Origin of the sequence: Mesorhizobium sp. M0029 (assembly GCF_040323735.1) — a bacterium.
Classification (GTDB): domain Bacteria; phylum Pseudomonadota; class Alphaproteobacteria; order Rhizobiales; family Rhizobiaceae; genus Mesorhizobium.
This window is the reverse complement of record NZ_JAMYVF010000013.1, coordinates 80,574-100,802: the sequence shown is the minus strand read 5'-3', so window position 1 is coordinate 100,802 and position 20,229 is coordinate 80,574. Positions and strand designations below refer to the sequence as shown.

General features: G+C 59.8%; 18 protein-coding genes and 1 pseudogene. 5 read left to right on the top strand and 14 right to left on the bottom strand.

Features of this window, described 5'->3' with window-relative positions:
- Positions 1 to 169: 169 nt before the first annotated feature.
- The 4 genes and pseudogenes from NKJ76_RS21295 to NKJ76_RS21280 all read right to left on the bottom strand — a co-directional run bounded on the left by NKJ76_RS21295 (position 170) and on the right by NKJ76_RS21280 (position 4,530).
- A pseudogene (locus NKJ76_RS21295) lies at positions 170 to 536 on the bottom strand (DUF2958 domain-containing protein).
- Complete coding sequence (locus NKJ76_RS21290) at positions 533 to 1,504, bottom strand: ArdC family protein (RefSeq protein WP_352538290.1); 972 nt, start codon at positions 1,502 to 1,504, stop codon at positions 533 to 535. The pseudogene NKJ76_RS21295 and the gene NKJ76_RS21290 overlap by 4 nt, the downstream one beginning before the upstream one ends.
- Positions 1,505 to 1,689: 185 nt before the next feature.
- Positions 1,690 to 3,627: a DNA ligase D gene (gene ligD / locus NKJ76_RS21285; RefSeq protein WP_352538335.1), complete on the bottom strand. Its 1,938-nt coding sequence runs from the start codon at positions 3,625 to 3,627 to the stop codon at positions 1,690 to 1,692.
- 405 nt (positions 3,628 to 4,032) lie between these two features.
- Positions 4,033 to 4,530 carry a hypothetical protein gene (locus NKJ76_RS21280; protein ID WP_352538289.1) on the bottom strand — a complete coding sequence of 166 codons (498 nt, stop codon included), beginning with the start codon at positions 4,528 to 4,530 and terminating at the stop codon, positions 4,033 to 4,035.
- Positions 4,531 to 4,650: 120 nt separating this feature from the next.
- On the opposite strand from NKJ76_RS21280, the gene NKJ76_RS21275 reads away from it, so the two are divergent.
- Positions 4,651 to 5,406: a hypothetical protein gene (locus tag NKJ76_RS21275; RefSeq protein WP_352538288.1), complete on the top strand. Its 756-nt coding sequence runs from the start codon at positions 4,651 to 4,653 to the stop codon at positions 5,404 to 5,406.
- A 360-nt stretch (positions 5,407 to 5,766) separates the two neighbouring features.
- Here NKJ76_RS21275 and NKJ76_RS21270 read toward each other — a convergent pair whose 3' ends face one another.
- The 3 genes from NKJ76_RS21270 to NKJ76_RS21260 form a co-directional block, all read right to left on the bottom strand.
- The gene (locus tag NKJ76_RS21270) at positions 5,767 to 7,110 is read right to left on the bottom strand and encodes a hemolysin family protein (RefSeq protein ID WP_352538287.1); all 1,344 of its coding nucleotides are present in this window, start codon (positions 7,108 to 7,110) and stop codon (positions 5,767 to 5,769) included.
- Positions 7,111 to 7,345: 235 nt separating this feature from the next.
- A complete protein-coding gene (locus NKJ76_RS21265; protein ID WP_352538286.1) occupies positions 7,346 to 7,486 on the bottom strand; it encodes a hypothetical protein in 141 nt (46 codons plus the stop codon).
- 281 nt (positions 7,487 to 7,767) lie between these two features.
- Positions 7,768 to 8,673 (bottom strand): transcriptional regulator GcvA, encoded by a 906-nt coding sequence (locus tag NKJ76_RS21260; RefSeq protein ID WP_352538285.1) that lies wholly within the window; start codon positions 8,671 to 8,673, stop codon positions 7,768 to 7,770.
- A gap of 119 nt (positions 8,674 to 8,792) precedes the next feature.
- Here NKJ76_RS21260 and NKJ76_RS21255 point away from each other — a divergent pair, with 119 nt between their 5' ends.
- Entirely contained in the window at positions 8,793 to 9,020 is a 228-nt protein-coding gene (locus NKJ76_RS21255; protein WP_352538284.1) for a DUF1127 domain-containing protein, read from the top strand.
- Positions 9,021 to 9,271: 251 nt separating this feature from the next.
- Here the strand turns inward: NKJ76_RS21255 and NKJ76_RS21250 are convergent, their stop codons facing one another.
- The 7 genes from NKJ76_RS21250 to NKJ76_RS21220 form a co-directional block, all read right to left on the bottom strand.
- Positions 9,272 to 10,390 carry a hypothetical protein gene (locus NKJ76_RS21250; protein WP_352538283.1) on the bottom strand — a complete coding sequence of 373 codons (1,119 nt, stop codon included), beginning with the start codon at positions 10,388 to 10,390 and terminating at the stop codon, positions 9,272 to 9,274.
- Positions 10,391 to 10,552: 162 nt separating this feature from the next.
- Positions 10,553 to 12,271: a GMC family oxidoreductase gene (locus NKJ76_RS21245; RefSeq protein ID WP_352538282.1), complete on the bottom strand. Its 1,719-nt coding sequence runs from the start codon at positions 12,269 to 12,271 to the stop codon at positions 10,553 to 10,555.
- Positions 12,272 to 12,311: 40 nt separating this feature from the next.
- Positions 12,312 to 12,746 (bottom strand): hypothetical protein, encoded by a 435-nt coding sequence (locus NKJ76_RS21240; protein WP_352538281.1) that lies wholly within the window; start codon positions 12,744 to 12,746, stop codon positions 12,312 to 12,314.
- 214 nt (positions 12,747 to 12,960) lie between these two features.
- On the bottom strand, positions 12,961 to 13,176 hold the full coding sequence (locus NKJ76_RS21235; protein WP_352538280.1) for a hypothetical protein: 216 nt from the start codon (positions 13,174 to 13,176) through the stop codon (positions 12,961 to 12,963).
- Positions 13,177 to 13,560: 384 nt separating this feature from the next.
- Positions 13,561 to 14,799, bottom strand: a complete 1,239-nt coding sequence (locus NKJ76_RS21230; protein WP_352538334.1) for an MFS transporter — start codon at positions 14,797 to 14,799, stop codon at positions 13,561 to 13,563.
- A 76-nt stretch (positions 14,800 to 14,875) separates the two neighbouring features.
- Positions 14,876 to 16,291: a chromate efflux transporter gene (gene chrA, locus NKJ76_RS21225; protein ID WP_352538279.1), complete on the bottom strand. Its 1,416-nt coding sequence runs from the start codon at positions 16,289 to 16,291 to the stop codon at positions 14,876 to 14,878.
- 6 nt (positions 16,292 to 16,297) lie between these two features.
- Positions 16,298 to 17,275, bottom strand: coding sequence for a chromate resistance protein ChrB domain-containing protein (locus tag NKJ76_RS21220; RefSeq protein ID WP_352538278.1), 978 nt, complete (start codon positions 17,273 to 17,275; stop codon positions 16,298 to 16,300).
- 287 nt (positions 17,276 to 17,562) lie between these two features.
- On the opposite strand from NKJ76_RS21220, the gene NKJ76_RS21215 reads away from it, so the two are divergent.
- Genes NKJ76_RS21215 through NKJ76_RS21205 form a run of 3 tightly spaced genes read left to right on the top strand, consistent with a single transcriptional unit; the run spans position 17,563 to position 20,122 of the window.
- Positions 17,563 to 18,360: a Fe-Mn family superoxide dismutase gene (locus NKJ76_RS21215; RefSeq protein ID WP_352538277.1), complete on the top strand. Its 798-nt coding sequence runs from the start codon at positions 17,563 to 17,565 to the stop codon at positions 18,358 to 18,360.
- Positions 18,357 to 18,827 carry a chromate resistance protein ChrB domain-containing protein gene (locus NKJ76_RS21210; protein WP_352538276.1) on the top strand — a complete coding sequence of 157 codons (471 nt, stop codon included), beginning with the start codon at positions 18,357 to 18,359 and terminating at the stop codon, positions 18,825 to 18,827. Before NKJ76_RS21215 ends, NKJ76_RS21210 begins: the two co-directional genes overlap by 4 nt.
- Positions 18,828 to 18,841: 14 nt before the next feature.
- Positions 18,842 to 20,122, top strand: a complete 1,281-nt coding sequence (locus tag NKJ76_RS21205) for a cytochrome b (RefSeq protein ID WP_352538275.1) — start codon at positions 18,842 to 18,844, stop codon at positions 20,120 to 20,122.
- Positions 20,123 to 20,229: the final 107 nt, after the last annotated feature.

Below are 20,229 nucleotides of genomic sequence, written 5' to 3'. Positions count from 1 at the left end.
TGTCTCCGCGACGGGCGGCCGAGACTCTCTCGACCTCCAAACCCGTCAAAAGAAACGGGCGCAGCCCTCTCACTCTGAGGACTGCGCCGCACACCGAAAATCCGGAGGGCGACAGGGCCGCAGACACGACTTTGCGCATCTGCGGCATTGGGGATTTCAAGCTGAGATCTCACGCGCCGTCTCGGCCAGACTGGGCGGCGTGGTAGAGGATGCGTTCCGCGTCGCGAAGGCTTTCCGGCCCGGCGGGCGGCCTCTGCCCAGACCGAAATCGGTAGGTCGGTGGTAAAGAGGATATCGCGCTCGATGCCCATGCGGATAGGCAGCCGGACCGACGTCATCTCGAAGAGCGAGAAACTGCCCTGCTCGGGATATCCGAGACCGGCGAGACCGAACATGGTGTCACCATCGGCACTCAGCTCGGTTGCGAGCCAGGTTCCTTCGTCGAGCGGATTGAAGAGCTTCACGACCGGTACGTGATCGGCGTTGCGGCCATTGGCCAGCAGGCGTTTGCGCAGTTCGTCGGTGAGGAGGATCATGCCGCCCTCCTCTCGATCTCGGCCTCATCGACGTCGGCCGGGCCTGCCCTGGCTGCACCGTCAGGTTGCGGCAGGAAGGCGAGCAGCCAGTCGGCCGCCTTGCTGGCCTGGGAGGCGGCACGCACGATGGCGCGGTTGTCTTCGCGCAGGACCTCGAGCCAGGAGGCCAGGTAGTCGGCGTGGCGCACGGTTGGCACGATGCCAAGCGAGGCGCAGCAGAAGGCTGCGTTCATCTCTGCGACCAGTTCCTCGAAAGCATATCTCTTGGTGCCGAAGGCGCCGCCGAGGTCACGGCCGACGCGGGAGGGATGGCCGGTCGCATGGCCAAGCTCGTGCAGGGCGGTGCGGTGCCAGTCGATGGTCTCGAAATAGGCCTGCGGGGGCGGCACCCGCACGTAGTCCTGCGCCGGCACATAATAGGCACTGCTGCCACCGATGCGGAAATCGATACCTGTCGCCTTGATCAGCGCCTCGACTGTAGGCTCGATCAGTCCGGGTTCCGGTGCAGGCGGAGCCGCGGCCAGATCGTCTGGCAGATTTTCGCATTGCGCGACGTTGAACACGGTGAAGCGCTTAAGGAACGGTATGGCCTGTGCTGCCTCGCCGGTTTCCCGCGCGCGATGCTTCTCGTCGTCAGGAATGAAGCGGTCAGCATAGACGACGGTGGTCCCGTGTTCGCCCTTGCGGACATGGCCGCCCAGCGATAGCGCCTGGCGGAAAGTCAGCCAGCTTTGGACGGGAAAGCCATGCTCTACGACCGCACCCCACAGGATCAGCACGTTGATCCCGGAATAGGCGCGGCCAGTCGTGGCATTGGCCGGCATGGCGAGGGGCGCTTGCCCCGCCGTCGTTCCCCAGGGCTGCACCCAGGGGAAGCGGCCGGCTTCCAGCTCCGCGATGATCTTGTTGGTGATATCGTCATAGAGGCTTGTCCGGTCGGCGCCGGCGCGAGCGTAATGTCTGGACATCGCGGTTCTCCGCGACGGGCGCCGGAGGCCTCTCCTCCAGCCCTCAACCCGTCACGGCAAACCGGTCCGTACTCTCACTCTAGACTGCGTTGCGGGGACCTCCCGTAGAAGGGGGACGCTCTCGAATTTGGGCAAAGGCGGTCCGCGCCAAATCAAATGTCGCTAACCATCTGGTTTGCTTATTGCTACCGGACTGCGTGGCGGATGCGATCGGTAAGCGTTTGTTCGACGTCGAAATAGCCCTCCCAGGCTTCGGGCAACTGAGCCCGCGCGGCGGCGGCGAAAACATCGAAACCGTTGGCGCTTTCGCAGGAGGGCAACTCCTTCCAACTGACGGGCACCGCGCACGCCGCCCCCGCGCGTGCCCGAGTGGACCAGGGACAGATTGCAGTGGAGCCCTGGCCGTTGCGCAGGTAATCGAGAAATATTCGGCCCTTGCGCTTCGCCTTGCTCATGTTGGCGAGGAAGCGCGACGGATCTGTACGGGCCAGTAGTTCGGCGAAGTCTTGGCAGAAGCTCTTGACCTCGTCCCAGTCTGCCTCGGGGACGAGCGGCACGACCACATGAACGCCCTTGCCGCCGGACAGCAACGGCCACGACTGCAGTCCAAGCGCTTCCAGAATGCCTCGAATGTCGAGGGCTGCCTGCTTGACGGCAGTGAAGCCCAAGCCTTCGTCGGGGTCGATGTCGAAGATCATGCGATGCGGCAGATCGGGCTGGTGGCGCAGGCTTCCCCAGATGTGGAATTCGAGCACGTTCATCTGGACGCCTGCGATCAGCCCAGCCAGGTCATCGACCCACAAGATGCGGCTTTCCTTCCCGGACATCTTCTCCAACTGGCCGTCATGGATGGCCTTGGGCATGCCGGGCAGTCTGTGCTTCTGAAAGAAGGTCTGCTGCAGGTCGCCATCGGTATCGCGCACCAGCGACAGCGGTCGATCCTGGATGTGCGGCAGCATCTTCTCGGCGACCACGGCGTAGTAGGCGGCGAGCGTGGCCTTGGTCACCTTGGTCCCGGGATACATGACCTTGTCTGGATGCGTCAGCTTGACGCCGACAGCAGCGGCGATCTCCTTGCCGATTCCGGGATCGAGATTGGCGGAGCCACGAGTTGCCGGCGTCTTCGGCATTTCCATTACCACTTGGTCGGCTCGCTTATCTTCGCGCATGCCCTCAAAGCTTGGATGTCGCAAGCTGCCGTCCGGTGTCACTTCGGCATAGGTGACTTCGACAACTAGCTCGGGCTTCACCCACCGGGCACGGCGGGCAATGTCTCTCGGAACGGAGACGAAAGCCGGTTTCTCAACACGGCGTTTCTCGAGCTTCGCGAGGATGTCCTTGCGCATCGCCGCGGTGAACCCCGTGCCGACGCGGCCGCGATAGATGAGCTTGCCATTCTCGTAAGTGCCGAGGATCAACGATGCCATGCCACGTCCTGTGTCACTTGGGCGGTAGCCGCCGACGACGAATTCCTGTCGCTTCGTGCACTTGATCTTGAGCCAACTCCCGGTGCGGTCGCCGACGTAGGAGCTGTCGGCGCGCTTGGCGATGACGCCTTCGTGGCCGCCCTCGCACATGGCGTCGAACACCCTTCTGCCCTGGTCGACGATGTGGCTGGAGAATTGCAGGCTGTCGTCAGGGCGGCGCGCGCCCAGCAGGGACTCAAGTCGCGCCTTGCGCTCAAGGAGCGGCAGGGTCGACAGATCTTCGCCATCGAATTCAAGCAGATCGAAGGCGTAGAACTTGAGGGGCATACCCGCGGCGATGCCGGTTTTCAGCATGGAGAAGTTCGTGCGGCCCTGACTGTCGATGGCGACGATCTCACCATCGATCAGCACCGCGCCTTTGGTCAGTCTCTGAAGCGGCGGTAGGATGACCTTGAACTGTCGGGTCCAGTCGTGGCCATTGCGGGTATAGACAACGACGTTCGAGCCGGAGATGGCGACTTGGGCACGATAGCCGTCGAACTTCATCTCGAAAAGCCAATCCCCGCCGACCGGTATGTGGTCTGTCAGCGTGCATAGCTGGAAAGGACGAAACCGCGGGAGCCGATTTGTAGGGACAGATTCTGAGTCTCTGGGCCGTGTGCGCCTTTTACTGAGGGTGCCGTCTACAGCCGACATGCGGAACTCGGATACATAGTCCGATTCAATACCCTGCCTCGGATTCGGTTCCATGCCCACCCGTCCCCGCGCCGGCGACCGTCGGCGCCCAAAGGAAGGACGGCGTATAAAACGCAGTCCTGCGCGCGTCCGCAACAGCGGACAATTGCCGCGCGTAGGACGGAGGAAATTCGCCCCCGCCGCGGGCGGTGAACAGGACAGCCGTAGGAGCGTCAGCATAGCGCCGGCCGCAGGACGGGACGCGGGACCGACTGTCCCCGTTCGCGGTGGTCCGCGTATTTTGCGCCGAAGCCACCGGCGGAGGTTGCGCGGAGGTCCGGCTCTCGACAGCTGACCGAGATCGGATGTCCAAACCCGAGCCGAGATGGCCTAGACGAAATCGATGAGGTCTTGCATCTTCACCCCTCAATTGCGTGGCAGCTTGTGAATTTCCAACCTGACAGGCCCTCCCCTGTCACAACTTGTGCAGAATAGCGCTCGCTCTACTGAACTGAACAGAGCGCCTTTGCCATAGCGTTTGATGAGGCCGGCAGGCTTTACCGTTGCATGGTGCGAACAGGATCTGCACCAGGCCCGCAACACATGCCACTCGCGAAGATCTCCAAGAGCAACATCGAGGCCGGCGTGAACGCTGCCGTCGATAATCGTCTGTGGCGGGATTGTCACCTCGCCGGGTGTCAGGATTTTCTCCATCACATGCCGACTGTTGTAGTGGATCAGCAACATCCCCGGGCGGCGCCGGATGGCGGCTTGCCAGGCTGCCTGACTCACCGTTGAATCGGGAGAACGCGAAATGGTTTCTGACAAACCCTGCTCCTCGCGATCCCAGACCTCGATCCGAAAATTGTCTTCCGCTGTTTTTGCCATAGCTTCGCCGGCCAGCGCGATTGACGCCGAGCCCATGGTCCTTTGCTGTCAGATCACGCTGAAATAGGGAATATATTCCTCTCTCGTCAAGGTCGCGCTTGACTTTTTGTTCTCTTTTTGTTCACTATCGGCAGGAGTAGGCTAAAGGAGCGAACCATGGAACTTCGCTTGAACATCGAGGACGCAACACCCCAAGAGCTCGCACGTGGTATCGCGGCAGCCGAAGCAGTGTTTGCACGCGCCAGCATTACGGCTTTGCAAGGCGCGGAAGGACTGTTTGCGTTGGAAGGATGGGATATCAAAGGCTTTCCCGAAGACGACAAACCTACGGAGGACGAGGACCGGGCTGCCACAGTTTGGTTGGAAGCCGACGAGGCTGCTGCGGCGGCGTGTTGTGCGGGCTGGCCGGAGGAAAAAGTTCCGCACCATCAGGTCATGGAACTGATCAACGTTCCCCGCACGAAGCTGCAAGCCGAAGCCATTCCTGACATCTGGCCGGAGCGGAAGCAACTCTATCCTGACGTCGTCAAGCGGCTGGAGATCACCGCCGGCCCAGACCGTCAGATCGATTTCGATATTGCCTTCGTTCTCGGTTGGGTACCCGAGCGGCCGACGCTGGACCGGGTCGAGCCGCTTTCGGAAGATGGAGACCGTATCCCCTTCTTCACCAGCGACCTTGCCCAGGTCGAAGAGATGGCTCGCAAGGCGCTCAAGGACTGGACAATCGAGATTGACCGAGATCCCTGTGATGCCCACGTTTTCGACCCGGCGGCCAGCGATGACGATGATGAATTGCGCATGGCGGCATGGCGTGATTTCGACGGCTCCTTGCATATGGAGAAGCCGCCGGCAAATCCTGCAATCGCGCTGACGCTGGCAATGATGCGCGGCCAGTCCATGCATTTCGAATAGGCGGTCAAACGCAGTCGGGGCTCACCGACGCCATCGGTGATCGATCGCGACTGGCCACACCAAGTTGCGCCAGCCCATGTCGAGTGTAGATCAGCCTGACTGACTCATAGCAGCCCGAATGCCATTGCGGTGAGGAAGGCCACCACTAGCACCACAAGGACCCCAATAATCAGCCAGACGGCGCTCTTGGCGTCCATTTAAACCCTCAACTGTCGGTTCCATTGATCATATAGTGCGACGCGAAGACGCTCACCAGCCACTGTGGCTCCAGTGGAGACTCGTCCGGGGCGAACCGACGGGTGGTGGAAATATTCGCGCGCAAAAGGCCGGCCGGCTTACCGGCCTCTCGCGCGTTCGGTCTCAAATGGCTGCAGATTTGGATGTAGGCCGCTCGCGGCGCGCGAGCAGCTTGTCGATCCGCCTCCCGTCCATATCGAGGATCTCGAAGCGCCAGCCTTCATAGTCAAAGTGCTCACCAGCTTCCGGAAGGTGACCTAGCTGGGACAAGGCGAACCCGGCGATCGTGTGAAAATCACCCTCGGCCGCTCCTGACCGAAAGCCCAGGCGAGCGAAGGCATCGTGCGCCAGCATCATGCCGTCGATCAGCAAGGAACCGTCATCACGCTCGACGACATCGGGGTCTTCACCTTCCAGGTCCGGAAGGTCGCCTGCAATGGCTTCGAGCAGATCGGTCTGGGTGACGATCCCCTCCAGAGCGCCATATTCGTCGATGACGATCGCCAGGCGCACCGGCGCCCGCTTGAACTGATCGAGTACGCGGAAGATTTGCGTTCCTTCGTGGACGATCACGGGTTCGCGGATAGCCGCCATCGGATCGAGCGTTTTTCCATCGAGTACCTGGTCAAGGAGATCCTTCTTCAGGATCATGCCGAGCGGTTCGTCAATCCCGCCACGGCCGACCAGAAGCTGCTCATGACGACATTCGCGGATGGTGCGCAGAATCTCGTCCGGGCTGTCGTCAGTGTCGATCCAGTCGATATCGCGGCGCGGCGTCATGATGTCGGCGATGCGCCGATCGCCGATGTTGAAGACGCGCTCGACCAGTTCCTGTTGAGTCTGGTGAAGCAGCCCTGCCTCCTGACTTGCCGCCACGAGCAGCTTCAACTCTTCGGGTGAATGCAAGGACTCCTCCCCTGTGCTCGGCCGCAGACCGCACAGACGCAGCACCAGATTGCCGAGACCGTTCAGAGCGAGGATCGCCGGCCTGAGCAGAAAAAGGAACAGGCCGAGCGGGCGAACGACCCAGAGTGCGGTGCCCTCGCTGCGCTGAAGCGCCAGGCTTTTCGGCGCCAGCTCGCCCAGGACAATGTGAAGAGCGGTGATGATGATGAAGGCGATTGCGACGGCGATCGTGTGCGAAGCTGCCGTGGCCAGCGACCCCATTGCTCCTAAGAGCAGTGGCTCGATCAGATGGGCAAGTGCGGGTTCGCCAACCCAGCCGAGCGCCAGCGATGATATGGTAATGCCGAGTTGGGTCGCGGCAAGATTGGCATCGAGATTGACCAAGGCTTTTTGAAGCCGCCCGGCGTTCAAGCGCCCGGCGGTTGCAAGCTCGTCGACGCGGCTGCGTCTAACCGCTACCAGGGCAAACTCGGCGGCGACAAAGAAGCCGTTTGCGCCTACGAGTACGAGAACCAACAAAATTCCAAGAATGTCGCGTAGACTACCATCGTCCGCCGGCATGATATCCTCTGTATGAAAAAGCTACGGTCATCTCTGAAGCGTATTTGGCGCTATCGCGCAACCGCCGTTCGGCCTTGAACATCATTGCGGAGCTATCACGGTAGCGTCGCTGACTGCCGGTCAATGAGAGGCAGAATGACCAAATCCTCTCTGCAGACCTGTCCTATCATAAAGCCCGCCGGCGTAAGCGGCGGGCGAGATCAGACAGAAAAATGAACCGGTATGCCGGCCGAGCTCAAACTGGCTTCTCGGGGATCAAAGTCAATGGCAGCGCTGCGGACAGATCGCCTTTGATCCAGTGATTTAGTAAAATCACCGCGATCCCGGCGAGGATCGCCAGCACTATCATCCAAATGATCTTCTGAAGATCGGTCATCTCATCATCTCCCGAGGCGCACCGTAGGGCCTGGTGCGAGCCAGCATCCGGTCTCGTCGCGGTTGAACTCAGTATGAATAGCCACCACGGACATCGCGGCTCACCATCCTGAAGGTCGCGCTGGCGCGCTAGCGGACTCTTATCCACGTTTATCGCCGTTCGTCCGAATTACTTCTCGCGGCCGGTAACCGGACGTTCGCCCGTCGCAGAAGCCGTTGAACAATTGAGCCCTTTGCGAGTAACTTTTCCGACTGCTTGACCTTCACGATTCGATCTTAGGCCTATGGACCGAGCGTTTTGAGGCGGCGCACATCATCGGCGGTCTCAGCCAACAGCCAGTCACGGAATGTCGCAATCTTAGGGAGCATCGACGTCGCCTTGGGGCAGACGATCCAGTAGGTCTTGGACAATCGCAGAGCCGTGGCGAATGGTCTTACGAGGCGCCCGTTGATGAGGTCCCAAGCTGCAAGCGTGGTGCGGGCGAGTGCAACACCTTGGCCGTCGACAGCGGCGTCTATGACCATGCTGGCGCGGTTCAAGACCGGTCCGTGGGAGAGATCGGTATCGACCACGCCGGCGGCCTCGAGCCATTCCGACCAATCCTTTCGGTCATCAAGATGCAGCAAAGGAAAGTTCAACACATCGGACGGCTCGCGCATCCGCTGGTGAAGTTTGGGACTGCAAACCGCGAACAGTTGCTCGGAGCACAGGCGGACAACATCATGCCCCGCCCAGTTGCCATCGCCATGCCGCACGGCAAGATCGACGTCCTCTCTGGCGAAGTCGACGTGATGCATGGTTGCGGAAATCCTGAGATCGATGTCCGGATGCGTCTCGGCAAACCTGCCAAGGCGGTTTACCAACCACTTGGCGGCAAAGTCGGGAGACGTGCTGACCGTCAGCGCTCCGGCCCGAGATAGATGCTGGATGCGTTGCGTGCCGAGAGCAATACGGTCGAAGGCATCGCGCACCACCTCCAGATAGGAGAGGCCGGCCCGCGTGATGCTCAGCTTTTGACGTTCGCGATCGAACAGCCTGATGCCCAATTCGAGCTCGAGCGCCTTCACCTGATGGCTCACCGCACCCTGCGTCACGGAAAGTTCGTCCGCCGCCCTGGTGAAGCTCTCGTGGCGCGCCGCCGCCTCGAAGGCTTTGAGGGCGTTGAGTGATGGCAGTCGGCGGGCCAATTTCGCACCACATCATGAGAAAAATTGGGCCAAGCACGAGAAACCATGCTTTGCGCCCGTGGGTAGATTGGCGCATTTCCGCACCACACGTCAACCAGCGCACTGCGGAAGGATGAGAAATGTTGAACCCCCTGCTGATTGAGACGCCGAGGCGTTCATCGCCCGAGGGAAATGCCCATCGCGTCATGGAAAATTTGGTGCGCTCGATCGCGTCGGTGGCGTGCTGGATCGAAATCCATCGCCAACGGGAACAGCTGGCCGAACTCGAAGACCATCAGCTGGCAGACTTGGGTCTGAGCCCTGCGCAGGTTCGGAAGGAATGTGCAAAATGGCCGTGGCAGGCCTAATTCTCGGCTGAGGACGACATCCTCACGGGCCGCGCGCGATTAGCTGTGTCTTCGTCAATCAGCGAAGCAAGATTTCGTGGATCGCGAGGGCGATCAGGGCAGCGCCAGCCAAGCTCTCGATGGACCCGGGGGATCGCTTCGAACAGGCACGACCTTACCTTCGACAAACCACACCAGGCGTTCACGCAGTAGGATCGACAGACGTGAGGACGATGGCTCGAGACTTGCGCAATGGCTCCGCCGGTACCGTCTCACGGATAGGGCGTGAGGAAGCTCTTTGGCAACGGCTGGTGCTGATCGTTGACGATCTCCACAGGGCGCGACTCGAAAACCACTTCACCAGTCTTGTATGAGAACGCACCGTCCTTTGCGATCAGAAAGCCGAGGGCGAATTTGCGGGATTTGTTCCAATCGCCTTTTGCTGCGACGAAGTCACTCAGCAACACGATGTCCTCGTCGTTGGACCGCATGTAGTCGAGCAGCGCGGTAGACTCCCCGAGTGCTTCCTTGCGCCCGACCCAGTCGATACATCGCCGAAACAACTTCGGATCGAAACATTTTGAGCGGAAGGAGTCAGCGCCGTTGTCGTCGCGATCGGTGTCGCGCATCGACTTTGTCGTCCACAGCTCGGACTCGAAATCCCGAAGCTGGCCCGAGACATTGCTTCTCAGCTGCGACTTTTGAGCTCCGCCTTCCCCGTGCGTGGCAAAGAGGTCGGAGAGTCTCTTCATCTCGTCGATGGCCATGCTGCCGTAGAATGAGCAGAAGGCGAAACCCTGCGTCAGAGCATGGTCGTTCAAGACGATTTCCAGGCCGTTGCCGATCAGCGTGACATATCCGAGCACTCTGCCGAAGACATCAACCGCGCCATCGATCCCATCCGCCAGGATTCTGACCTTCGCGTCGACCAGAACTTCCGGAGTGGCCGAATTGAACGAGCCGATGCCGAGCTGTGTCCTTAGGCCGTTGGCGAAAAGATCGGTGCAGAGTTTGCCATAGGGCTGGCGATAGGACTTCTGCCGGGCAATGTGCTTGGCGATCCATTTGGCATAGTCGCCGTCGAACATGCCTTCGCGATAGTTGGGCGAATAGTGCGTTTCCGGCGCATCAATGCCCTGCAGCCGGACGGAAAGCGACACTCCTCCGGCTTTGCGGAGGATTGACTTGAATTTCTCCTCTCCTGGATTGTTGTCGTCGGGTTGAAACGTGCCACCTCTTTCAAAAAACGCTCCAACATTCGTCGAGGCCCCGTCCCCGACATACTGCGCTGACGCAAGGTCGGGAATGAATTTCAAGGTGTCGACGTCTGACGAACCGTGAGGCCAATATTGAAAGACGTCGACTTTGCCTTGGATATCAACGATGCCCATTTCATGCCCTCTCGTTTAGTTTAAAACAGGATGAATTCGGCCTTGAAATATTGCAAGAACATCACGAGCGCTGAGTACGCCGTGAACCGCCTGGAAGACGATTGACCAGATCTGGACCAGGCAAGTAAGTGGATGGAATCGCCGTCAGGTGACTCGACATCGCTAGCTAGTCTGACTGTGCATCTGCCGCTCGATCGCCGCCGCGGTACGAAGGCTCAGCGCGGCGAGCGTCAAGGTTGGGTTCGCTGTGGCACTACTCGAGAAAACGCTCGAACCGACGATCCAAAGGTTTGGAACGTCATGCGACCGGCCCCACCGATCGACGACGGAATTTGTCGGCTCGTCGCCCATGATGCACGTTCCCATTATGTGCGCAGCGGTGTTCCATTTTCCCGGGGGCATTTCCTGTTCGTTCTCGATCGTTGCGCCCATTATACCAAACAGATCCTTCGCTGTGTCGAAGCCTTCATTCAAAGCTGATCGCACATAGTCACCAACATCGAAGGTAAATCGAGGTCTCGGAATCCCCAATGCATCAATCTTTGATGAAAGATCAATCTGATTTTTACTTTCTGGAAGCATCTCAGTGGAAAAGCTTAACCGTAACATCTTCGGTATCTGGCTTGCAATCTCACTCGGCAAAGCAGAACCGAACTTTCCGCCACTTAGAAGTTTGTCGATCACGGTGGCAGGAGAGCCGGCGCGTCCCCAGCCGTCGTTGCCGATCGTCATGCGGAAGGCACTGCGATTGCTGCGGAAGGCGCCGTCCCGAAATGCTTCAATACTGGAGATCGTTTGGGGCCCTCGAAACGGATAGAGCGGCTCGGGAAACAGGGCGGTTACCTCAAATTGGATGTGATCCATGAGATTTCGCCCCACCTGATCGCTTCGATTAGCGAGATTGCCAGACATCAGCAGGATCTTCGGAGTCTCGATCGCGTGAGCCGCGAGCACCACGACTTCCGCACTGACGGACCGTTCCTTCTGTGGATCGTCAGACCGCCAGTCCTTGTAAAAGACTTGGCGCACTCGCCCATCTTCCTCCTTACCAAGGCGAGTCACCACGGCGGCTTTTTTCAGTTCGACCCGACTACCCGGATCCTGAAGCACCCGCCGCAAATGAACCGTTGCATCATACTTGGCTTGGATTGGACACAGCGGAATACAATTTGAATGGCCCTCGCAGGCCGGTCGTTCATCATATTCGACGGTGTTTCGAGCTTGCGGCGTGGTAACGACTTGCACCGTCTTTCCTCGCACCGTTCTTCCCTCGATGCGATTCTTGACTAGGTGATCACTGTATCCAAATGGGATGCCGCGCATGGGAAACGGTTGACTGCGGTATCCACCGTGGAGCCCGTCCCACTCTTCGTGATTACCAGAAACGCCGAGTTCCGCCTCAGCTTGGCAATACCAAGGCTCCAGTTCGTGGTAGTCGAGCGGCCAATCGCGGCCTACGCCAAAATTAGTCTTAAGTTTGAAATCGCTGGGGATGAACCGAGGGCAATTCCCTCGCCATGACCATGTGCTTCCGCCAACCATACGGTTGTAACCGGCTTTGAACGGATCCTTGGTAGCTAGCGTATAGTCGTAGTACTTCTCCTTCCCTTGGTCCCTCTGCTCTGCGAGACTGAGCTGGGACTTTTCTGGTGCTGGCGCAAAAATTCGGCTTTCGAGGTCCATGTATGGCGCATACATGTCACCGCGGCTGCCCTGAGAATCCATAGTGTGGTGGAATTGGATCCGTTGGCCGGCTGTGATGCCATTATCCCCAGCCTCGATGATCAAAATCTTATAGCGACGAGAACGGCTGAGTTTCCAAGCACAAAGGGCACCGGCGACGCCAGATCCTATGATGACAATGTCGTAGTCGCTTGCCATGATCATCTCCGGCCGCGGGCAGGCGGCACCCGATCCATACTCAAGGCTGCTTGGTCCAATACCCGTGCGGCTGGTTTGAAAAACCGATAGGGTGCGCCCTGATGAGAGGCCAAACAAGACCTTCCTCATAGTAACCGCCGTCGAGGAGTTCCCCCATCGCCTCAGCCTTGAACTGCGAGAAGTACCAGATGTTCACGATCTGCTTGGCGACGAACTCGTTATTTTTGTAACCTTGCGTCGCCTTCAACGCTGATAGTAACAGGTCGTCTATCTTGGGTTTTGGTTCGATCGATGTAATAGACTTATAAGCGTCGATCAGGATTCTTAGTCCATCGGGAAGCACTGACAAAAGGCGTCGACGATATTCCGCAGCGATTGGGCGAGCCAATGTTGCATCCTCCGGATCAATTACAATATTGTATTGACCAGTAAGCAACGCTGATAATTCTAAGAATTCGTCGATTTCGTCCCGCATTGCATTCACCCCATGCATTATGGCGCACCAGCGAACTCATTGAGAACCTTGCATACTGCGGGATACATGTCCATCACCAGTTGTACCTGGGCCGAGGGACCGCCGACGATCAGTTTCCCGGACCAGTCAGAAATGCCACCAACCTGACGGTGTTGGGATGGCGCTTGTCTAACCTTGCTGTTCTTTAGGTCAAACAGCCTCAGGCCGATTAAATCTACCAAACCGCCACGCCGACAAGCACAATGCCGGCAACGCCCTGGGTGATCGCTTCGAACAGGCGCGACCTGCCTTCGACAAACCACACCAGGCGTTGACGCAGTAGGATCGACAGAATTGCGACGGCCGAAAGCGTGATCGCCACGCCAATCATCATCGGGCCGGCGAACAAGATGCCGGCCGCCGGCACGCCGCGCGCGATCGCAAACGTCATGACGAACAGCGAGCGGACAAGGAATCAGTCCAGCCATGACTGCGACGGCTTCGCCTTCGTGCTTGTGATGATGCCCATGGCTGAGTGCCCCCCACAGCATCCATAGGCCGATCAACCCAAGCAGTCCGCGGCTGATGTCTTCCGGCAGAGAGCGCGGCCAACGCTCCCCAGGGCGATTGAGACAGAATCGCTGTTGTCACATGGGTGATCGATAGGGTTGTCGATACGAGGAGGCCGTGAGAAACCTTTGCGTCCGAACCCGCCAGATACGTGGTCTGCTCGGCCAGAGCCAAATGGATTGTGCGTTGAAACTCTATAAGCGTTTGGAGCACGGTCATCATTTCGCTTGTCGTTGCCAAGTCAGGAACGCATTTGCGGCGGCTACTAACCATCCCGACGTTCCTCGGGTGGACGGACCTTGCGGAACATGGCGAGCAGAAGGATGTCGTAGACAATCTTCAAGGCGCCGGCGATGAGCAGTGGCCAACCGAAACCTGAAACAGCGAGCAGGGAGCCGGCAAGAACCGGACTGGCGGCTGCCGCGAGGCTGCGCGGAACCGCGGTGACACTCGCTGCTGCTGCTCGCTCAGCCGGCGTCACCACCGCCATGACGTAGGAGGTGCGGGTTGGCACATCCATCTGCGACAACGCGCTCCTGATAAGCAGAAGTACGATGACCGGACCGAGGCTCGGTATGAAGGGAATGAGCAAAAGGCAAAGACTGGACGGCAAATGCGTGAACACCATCGTATTTACAAGCCCGATCCGTTTGGCGATTTGAACTGCCACCAGGTAGGACGCTGCCGAGAGGATCCCCGTGAAGAAGAAGATCGCGCCCGTCGCTGCGAGCGACAGGCCGAACTGTTGGAAAAGCCACAGAGCCAGCAGTGACTGAACCACCAGGCCGCCTGCAAAGGCGTCGAGACTGAAAAGCGCAGCCAGCGTCAGGACGATGGCTCGCGACTTGCGCAATGGCTCGGCCGGTGTCGCCCCCGGATCAAGCGGTTCATTCGGCAACCGTCGATATAGAAGCAACGATCCCACCCCCAAGGCCGCATAGAGGAGGAAAGCGATCTGAAGCGCCTGCCTGAGTTCCAGTCCGACAAGCTGTCGAAGCATGTCAGGTGCGCCGGCCGCCAGAGCGCCGACAGCGCCAACAAGTGACCCCACCACACTATAGCGTGCAAAGAGCGCGGTGCGGTCGCGATCCGTCACGCTATGAGCGAGTTGCGCATGCTCCAGCGGCAGAAACACGCTGACGTCGCCCGAGGATGGGTTCAGCGTCCCGAGGAAGGCAATCACGAGAAGCGGCCAGAAATCCCTGACCAGGGCGAAGCTGATCCCCGTGGCGATCATCAATACGGCCGCTGCGATCAGGAGCGATCGGCGCGCGAAATGATGTGCCACAAACCCAACGGACAAGGTAAGCGCCGCCGAACCCGCCAGTGTGGCCGAAGCGAGGAGCCCGATCTGGAAGGCATCAAAGCCCAACACGGCCAGATAGGCAGGGAGGAGGAGACTGACCAGTCCATCGCCGAACGCCCGCAATCCCCTCGAAGCCAGTAGATAGGTGGCTGACGGCCCGGCACCGGAAGGAAGGAGCGCAAACCTCTGCTTCGCCACCGGAGTGCCCAATGCATTTGCCGACTGAGCCGTCAAAGATGCCTCCTGCCCGGAGAATGGGGCCAGCCCGCACGGCTCAGATCGATCCGCTGACCACGCCGTAGAGCAGGCCAAGGCTAGAACATGCCGCCAGCACCGGGATCATCCCGATCTTGAAACGAAACACAGCCAGCAGCGCGCCGAGTGTCAGGGTCAGCGAGGGGATGTTTATGGAGTTGATCACCGGCACGTCCAACGTCATCCCCAGCCAGCCGACCTCATGCAGTTCGCGGAACAATACATGAAGCGCGAACCACACAGCCAGGTTCAGAATCACACCGACCACGGCTGCCGTGATGGCAGACAATGCTGCTGACAAGGCCTTGTTGCTGCGCATCGTTTCCATGAACGGCGCGCCGAGGAAGATCCACAGGAAACAGGGGACGAAGGTCACCCACGTCGTGAGAAGACCGCCGAGCGTTCCGGCGACAAGGGAGTTGAGTACGCCCGGCGCCCGGTAGGCTCCCATGAAGCCGACGAACTGGGTGACCATGATCAACGGGCCAGGCGTGGTCTCGGCCATGCCGAGGCCGTCCAGCATCTCTCCTGGCTTGAGCCAGTGATAGTGATCCACACCCTGTTGCGCGACATAGGCGAGCACCGCATAGGCACCACCGAAGGTAACCATCGCCATCTTGGAGAAGAAGATCGCAATGTCGGTGAAGACATTGCCTTGCCCAAGAAACACCAGAAGTGCCAGGACCGGCACGAACCACAGCGCAAGAAAAACTGCCGCGATCTTCAGCGACCAACTGACGGACGGCCGGGCGTGCGCCGGCACCTCTTCGCCGAGGGCTGTATCGGCATCGGCGACCTGCTTGCCGCCGACCTTGCCATGTCCATTGCCCGACTGGAATGCAGCCCACCCAGCTCTTCCTCCGACGTAACCGATCACACCCGCGATCAAGATGACCAGTGGGAACGGCGCATCGAAGAAAAAGAGAGCGACGAAGGCCGCCGCCGCGAGCCCGACCATCACATTGTTCTTGAGCGCCCGCCTGCCGATCCGCAAGACCGCCTCAAGCACGATCGCGAGGACCGCCGCCTTCAAACCGAAGAAGAGAGCCTGAACGGCGCCGACGTTGCCGAAGATGGCGTAAATCCAACTGAGCGCCATGATGGCAATCGCGCCTGGCAACACGAACAGAATCCCGGCGACAAGGCCGCCTCTGGTCTTGTGCATGAGCCAGCCGATGTAGATGGCCAGCTGCTGCGCCTCTGGGCCGGGCAGCAGCGTGCAGTAGTTGAGCGCATGCAGGAATCTGGTCTCGCCGATCCAGCGCTTTTCCTCGACTATGATCCGATGCATCATGGCGATCTGACCGGCCGGACCGCCGAAGCTGAGCATTGCGACACGAGCCCATACGTGCATGGCCTCAGCGAACGAAATGCCATGGCCGGGGGTCTCGGTTGTTCGGTTTGGTACCATGACGGTGTTCTCTGCATTGGCCATAGTCGGTCACCCCCGCTTCGAGCGGAAATATCGATGGAGGTTGTCGAACACCGAAGCGCCCTCGGCGATCCGTTGTTCGTCGCCGGCGTTCGCCATGGCGATACCAGCGATCAGGCTGGCGATGCCGGTGGTTTCCTCGCGACTGAACTTGCCGTCCTTGAGATCGATATCGTGTACGACCTCAGCGATGGCCTGCAGTGCCGGATCGGCTATGCCGGTGCGGGCAAGCAGCACCTCGAAGCTGCAGCGGTCGCCCTCATGGGTGATTTCGCCCTCGAACATGTCGAAGCGCAATTCCCCCTCGTTCGGCACGTATCCCTTGCCCGCCACGAAGCGGATGGGGGCATCGGCATCGATGAAGCGGCGGATCAGCCAGCTGCAGGCGATGCGGTCGACATGCACATCCCGGCGCGTGACCCAGATCCGGCCTTTGAGCTCGCTCGGCTCGGCTGCCTTCTTCGGTTCCTTGGTCATGGCCTTATCCTTTATAAGCTGTGTCTCGAGTTCGGCGATCAGTCCCTCGACCGCGAGGCGACCGCTTGCGCCGAAGAAGTCGATCGTCACGACGTCCGCGAGCCGTTTGCGCAAGCGGCCCAGGTGCGAACGCGCCTCCGCATGTTTTTCCGATGTCGCGTTCGTCCTGATCTCAGCAGCCAGATCGCGCGCTTCCTTGACGATCTCCGCGTAATCGACGTCACGGGCGGCGTCGAACATCGCCCGGACCTGGGCGTCCGTCAAACCGTCGACAAGGCGCGCCTCGCACATCATGGCCTCGCCGCCGCCTGCGACGATTTCCTTGAGAAGCCATTCGAAATCCTCCTGCATCTCGGCATTCGCCGGCAGGGCGTAAACGGTGCTTTTGACTGCGACCGCGCCGATGCCTTGCAACCGTCGCCAGATCTTCACCCGGAAATAGGAGGGCTTGCTTGGCAGCTGATGGATCAGGAGCAGCCAGCGCTGCTCCTGCGATTCCCCCTCACTCATAAGTGAACCGTATCACGGAGAGATGGAATTGCAACACTTGTATCATTCTCCATTTGAGCATAGCGTTCGCCTCCTCACGGATGGGCCGTGCCGCAGAGCGGGGAAACCGATGCCACACCAGATCATGCCGCTGCCATTCAAGCCACCCAGGCTCGTTGGCCTGTCTGAACGGCTGCTGGCAAGCCATTACGAAAACAATTACGGCGGTGCCGTTCGTCGTCTCAACGCCATCGAACGGCGGCTCGACGAACTCGATTGGAGCGCAGCACCCGTCTTCGACATCAACGGTGCTGAAGCGCGAAGAATTGGTCGCCGCCAATTCAGCGATCCTGCACGAAATCTATTTCGATGGGCTCGGAGGCTCAGGCGATGCCGGAGGCGATCTCGCTGCTGCTCTTGAGCGCGACTTCGGCAGCGTGGCAGCATGGCGCACCAAGTTCATGGCTTGTGCGAAGGCGCAAGCCGGCGGTTCGGGATGGACCTTGCTGACCTGGTCGGAGCGCCGCGATCGGCTGACGATCCAATGGGCAGCGGACCATACCAACTGTCTCGCCGGCGGCGTCCCGATCCTCGCGCTCGACATGTACGAACATGCCTACCACCTCGATTTCGGCGCCAAGGCCGGCGCCTATGTCGACGCCTTCATGAAGAACATCCATTGGGAGCGGGTTGCTACTCGCCACCAGCGAGCAGTCGCTCTACGGGACCGTTGGGCGCCCCCAGTTTCTGATGACGGCATTCAAACGGTCGCGCCAGAGGAGTTGCGGGCGCGTCTCGATCACGGAGACGATCTCGTCGTGCTCGACGTCTGCCTCGCTGAGGATCTGGCAAAACGCAGCGATATGCTGCCGGGGGCCAAGGTCCGCGCGCCCGAGAAGATCGCCGATTGGGCGGATGAACTGCCGAGGGACAGACCGGTCATCGTTTATTGCGTCTACGGCTTCCAGGTCAGCGGTGACGCCGTCGCCGAACTGCGTCGCCGCGGCATCGATGCAAGTGCGCTTTCCGGCGGCATCGCCGCCTGGCATGCGATCGGCGCGCCAACCGTCCCGCTGGTGATGAGCGAAGAAAGGATTGCGTCATGAAATGGGTTACCCGTGAACGTCCGGTCATCGACCGCATTGCCTGCCCCTGGCTGATTGCGCGCTTCATCGACAAGGAACCGGAGTTTCTGTTCGTGGCGCCTGATCAGGTTATCCGTGTTGCCCAGGAAACGGGTGCGACGCCTTACGACGTACCGGGTGTCGAATTCACGCATGTTGGCGACGGCTGCAGTTTCGACACCTTCGTCTCGAAATACGGCTTTGAGCGCGATCCGGCCATCGTGACCATCGCCGCGATCGTGCGCGGCGCCGACACGGATCGGCACGATCTCACGCCGCAGTCGGCAGGGCTGCTGGCGATCTCCATGGGACTGCGGGACGTGACGCCCGACGACCACGAGGTGCTCAAGCACGGCTTCGTCATTTACGACGCGCTCTACGCCTGGGCTTCGGGCCGCAAAGCAGAGACGCACAGCTGGCCTCCCGCGACGAAGCCGGCGGCCGCCTGAGCGGAGCATGCGAAATGGTAGACCAATCGAATGAGGGCGTCACAGGACGTCAGCCAAGCAGCCGCGTGGTTCAGTGGATTGACCACCGACTGCCGGTTTTCACCTTCGTCAATCATGAATTGAACGACTATCCGACGCCAAGAAATCTGAACTATTTGTGGAATTTCGGCTCGTTGGCCGGGTTCATGCTGGTCGTCATGATCTTCACCGGCATCGTGCTCGCAATGCACTACACAGCGGATTCGACCCTCGCTTTCGGCTCCGTCGAGCACATCATGCGCGATGTGAATTACGGGTGGATGATCCGCTACATCCACCTCAACGGCGCATCGTTCTTCTTCATCGCGACCTACATCCATATCTTTCGCGGCCTTTACTACGGCTCATACAAGGCGCCGCGCGAACTGTTGTGGATGCTGGGGGTCGTCATCCTGCTGCTGATGATGGCAACCGCCTTCTTCGGCTATGTCCTACCATGGAGCCAGATGGGGTTTTGGGGCGCTACGGTGATCACCAACCTGTTCTCCGCAATTCCGGTAGTTGGAGAGAGCATCGTCACGTGGCTTTGGGGCGGGTTCTCCGTCGATAATCCGACGCTGCAGCGCTTCTATGCCCTGCACTACCTCCTGCCGTTTGTCATCGTCGCCGTCGTAATGCTGCATCTCGTCGCGTTGCATCGGCACGGTTCAAACAATCCGCTTGGCATCGACCGCACCGGGCCGGGAGACAGCATCCCCTTCCACCCCTACTACACGGTCAAAGACCTGCTCGGCTTGGCGGCTTTCCTGCTGGTATTCGCCTTCTTCGTCTTCTACCTGCCGAATTATCTGAATTCCACCGACGCCTTCATCCCGGCCAATCCACTGCGAACGCCCGCCGAGGTCGTGCCGCAATGGTATTTCCTGCCGTTCTACGCAATCTTGCGCTCGATCCCGAACAAGCTTGCCGGCGTCATCGCCATGTTCTCGGCCGTGGCTGTCCTCTTCATTCTACCCTGGTTGGATACATCGAAGGTCCGCAGTGCCCGCTTCCGGCCAATCTACAAGTGGGTCTTCTGGCTCCTGGTCATCGACGTCATCGTTTTGGGCTGGGTCGGCGCCAACAAGCCGGAGGGACTTTTCGTTCTCATCGGCCGCGTCGCCACATTCTATTACTTCTTCCATTTCCTGGTCGTGATGCCGCTCCTTGGCATTTTCGAGCGGCCGCTGCCGCTCCCGACCAGTATCGTCTCGGCAGTCCTGCCGAAGGGCGGCGCGCATCCTGCCGCAGCGCAGGTGCTGGCAGATACGCCGTAACCAATCCAGCCATCGAGTACCGCACCTGTCCCTAGTGGCACGGCGACGGCGAAACCAACCCAAATGCCGAGGATCACGGCCGACTGATCGATTCACAGTGAAGAAAG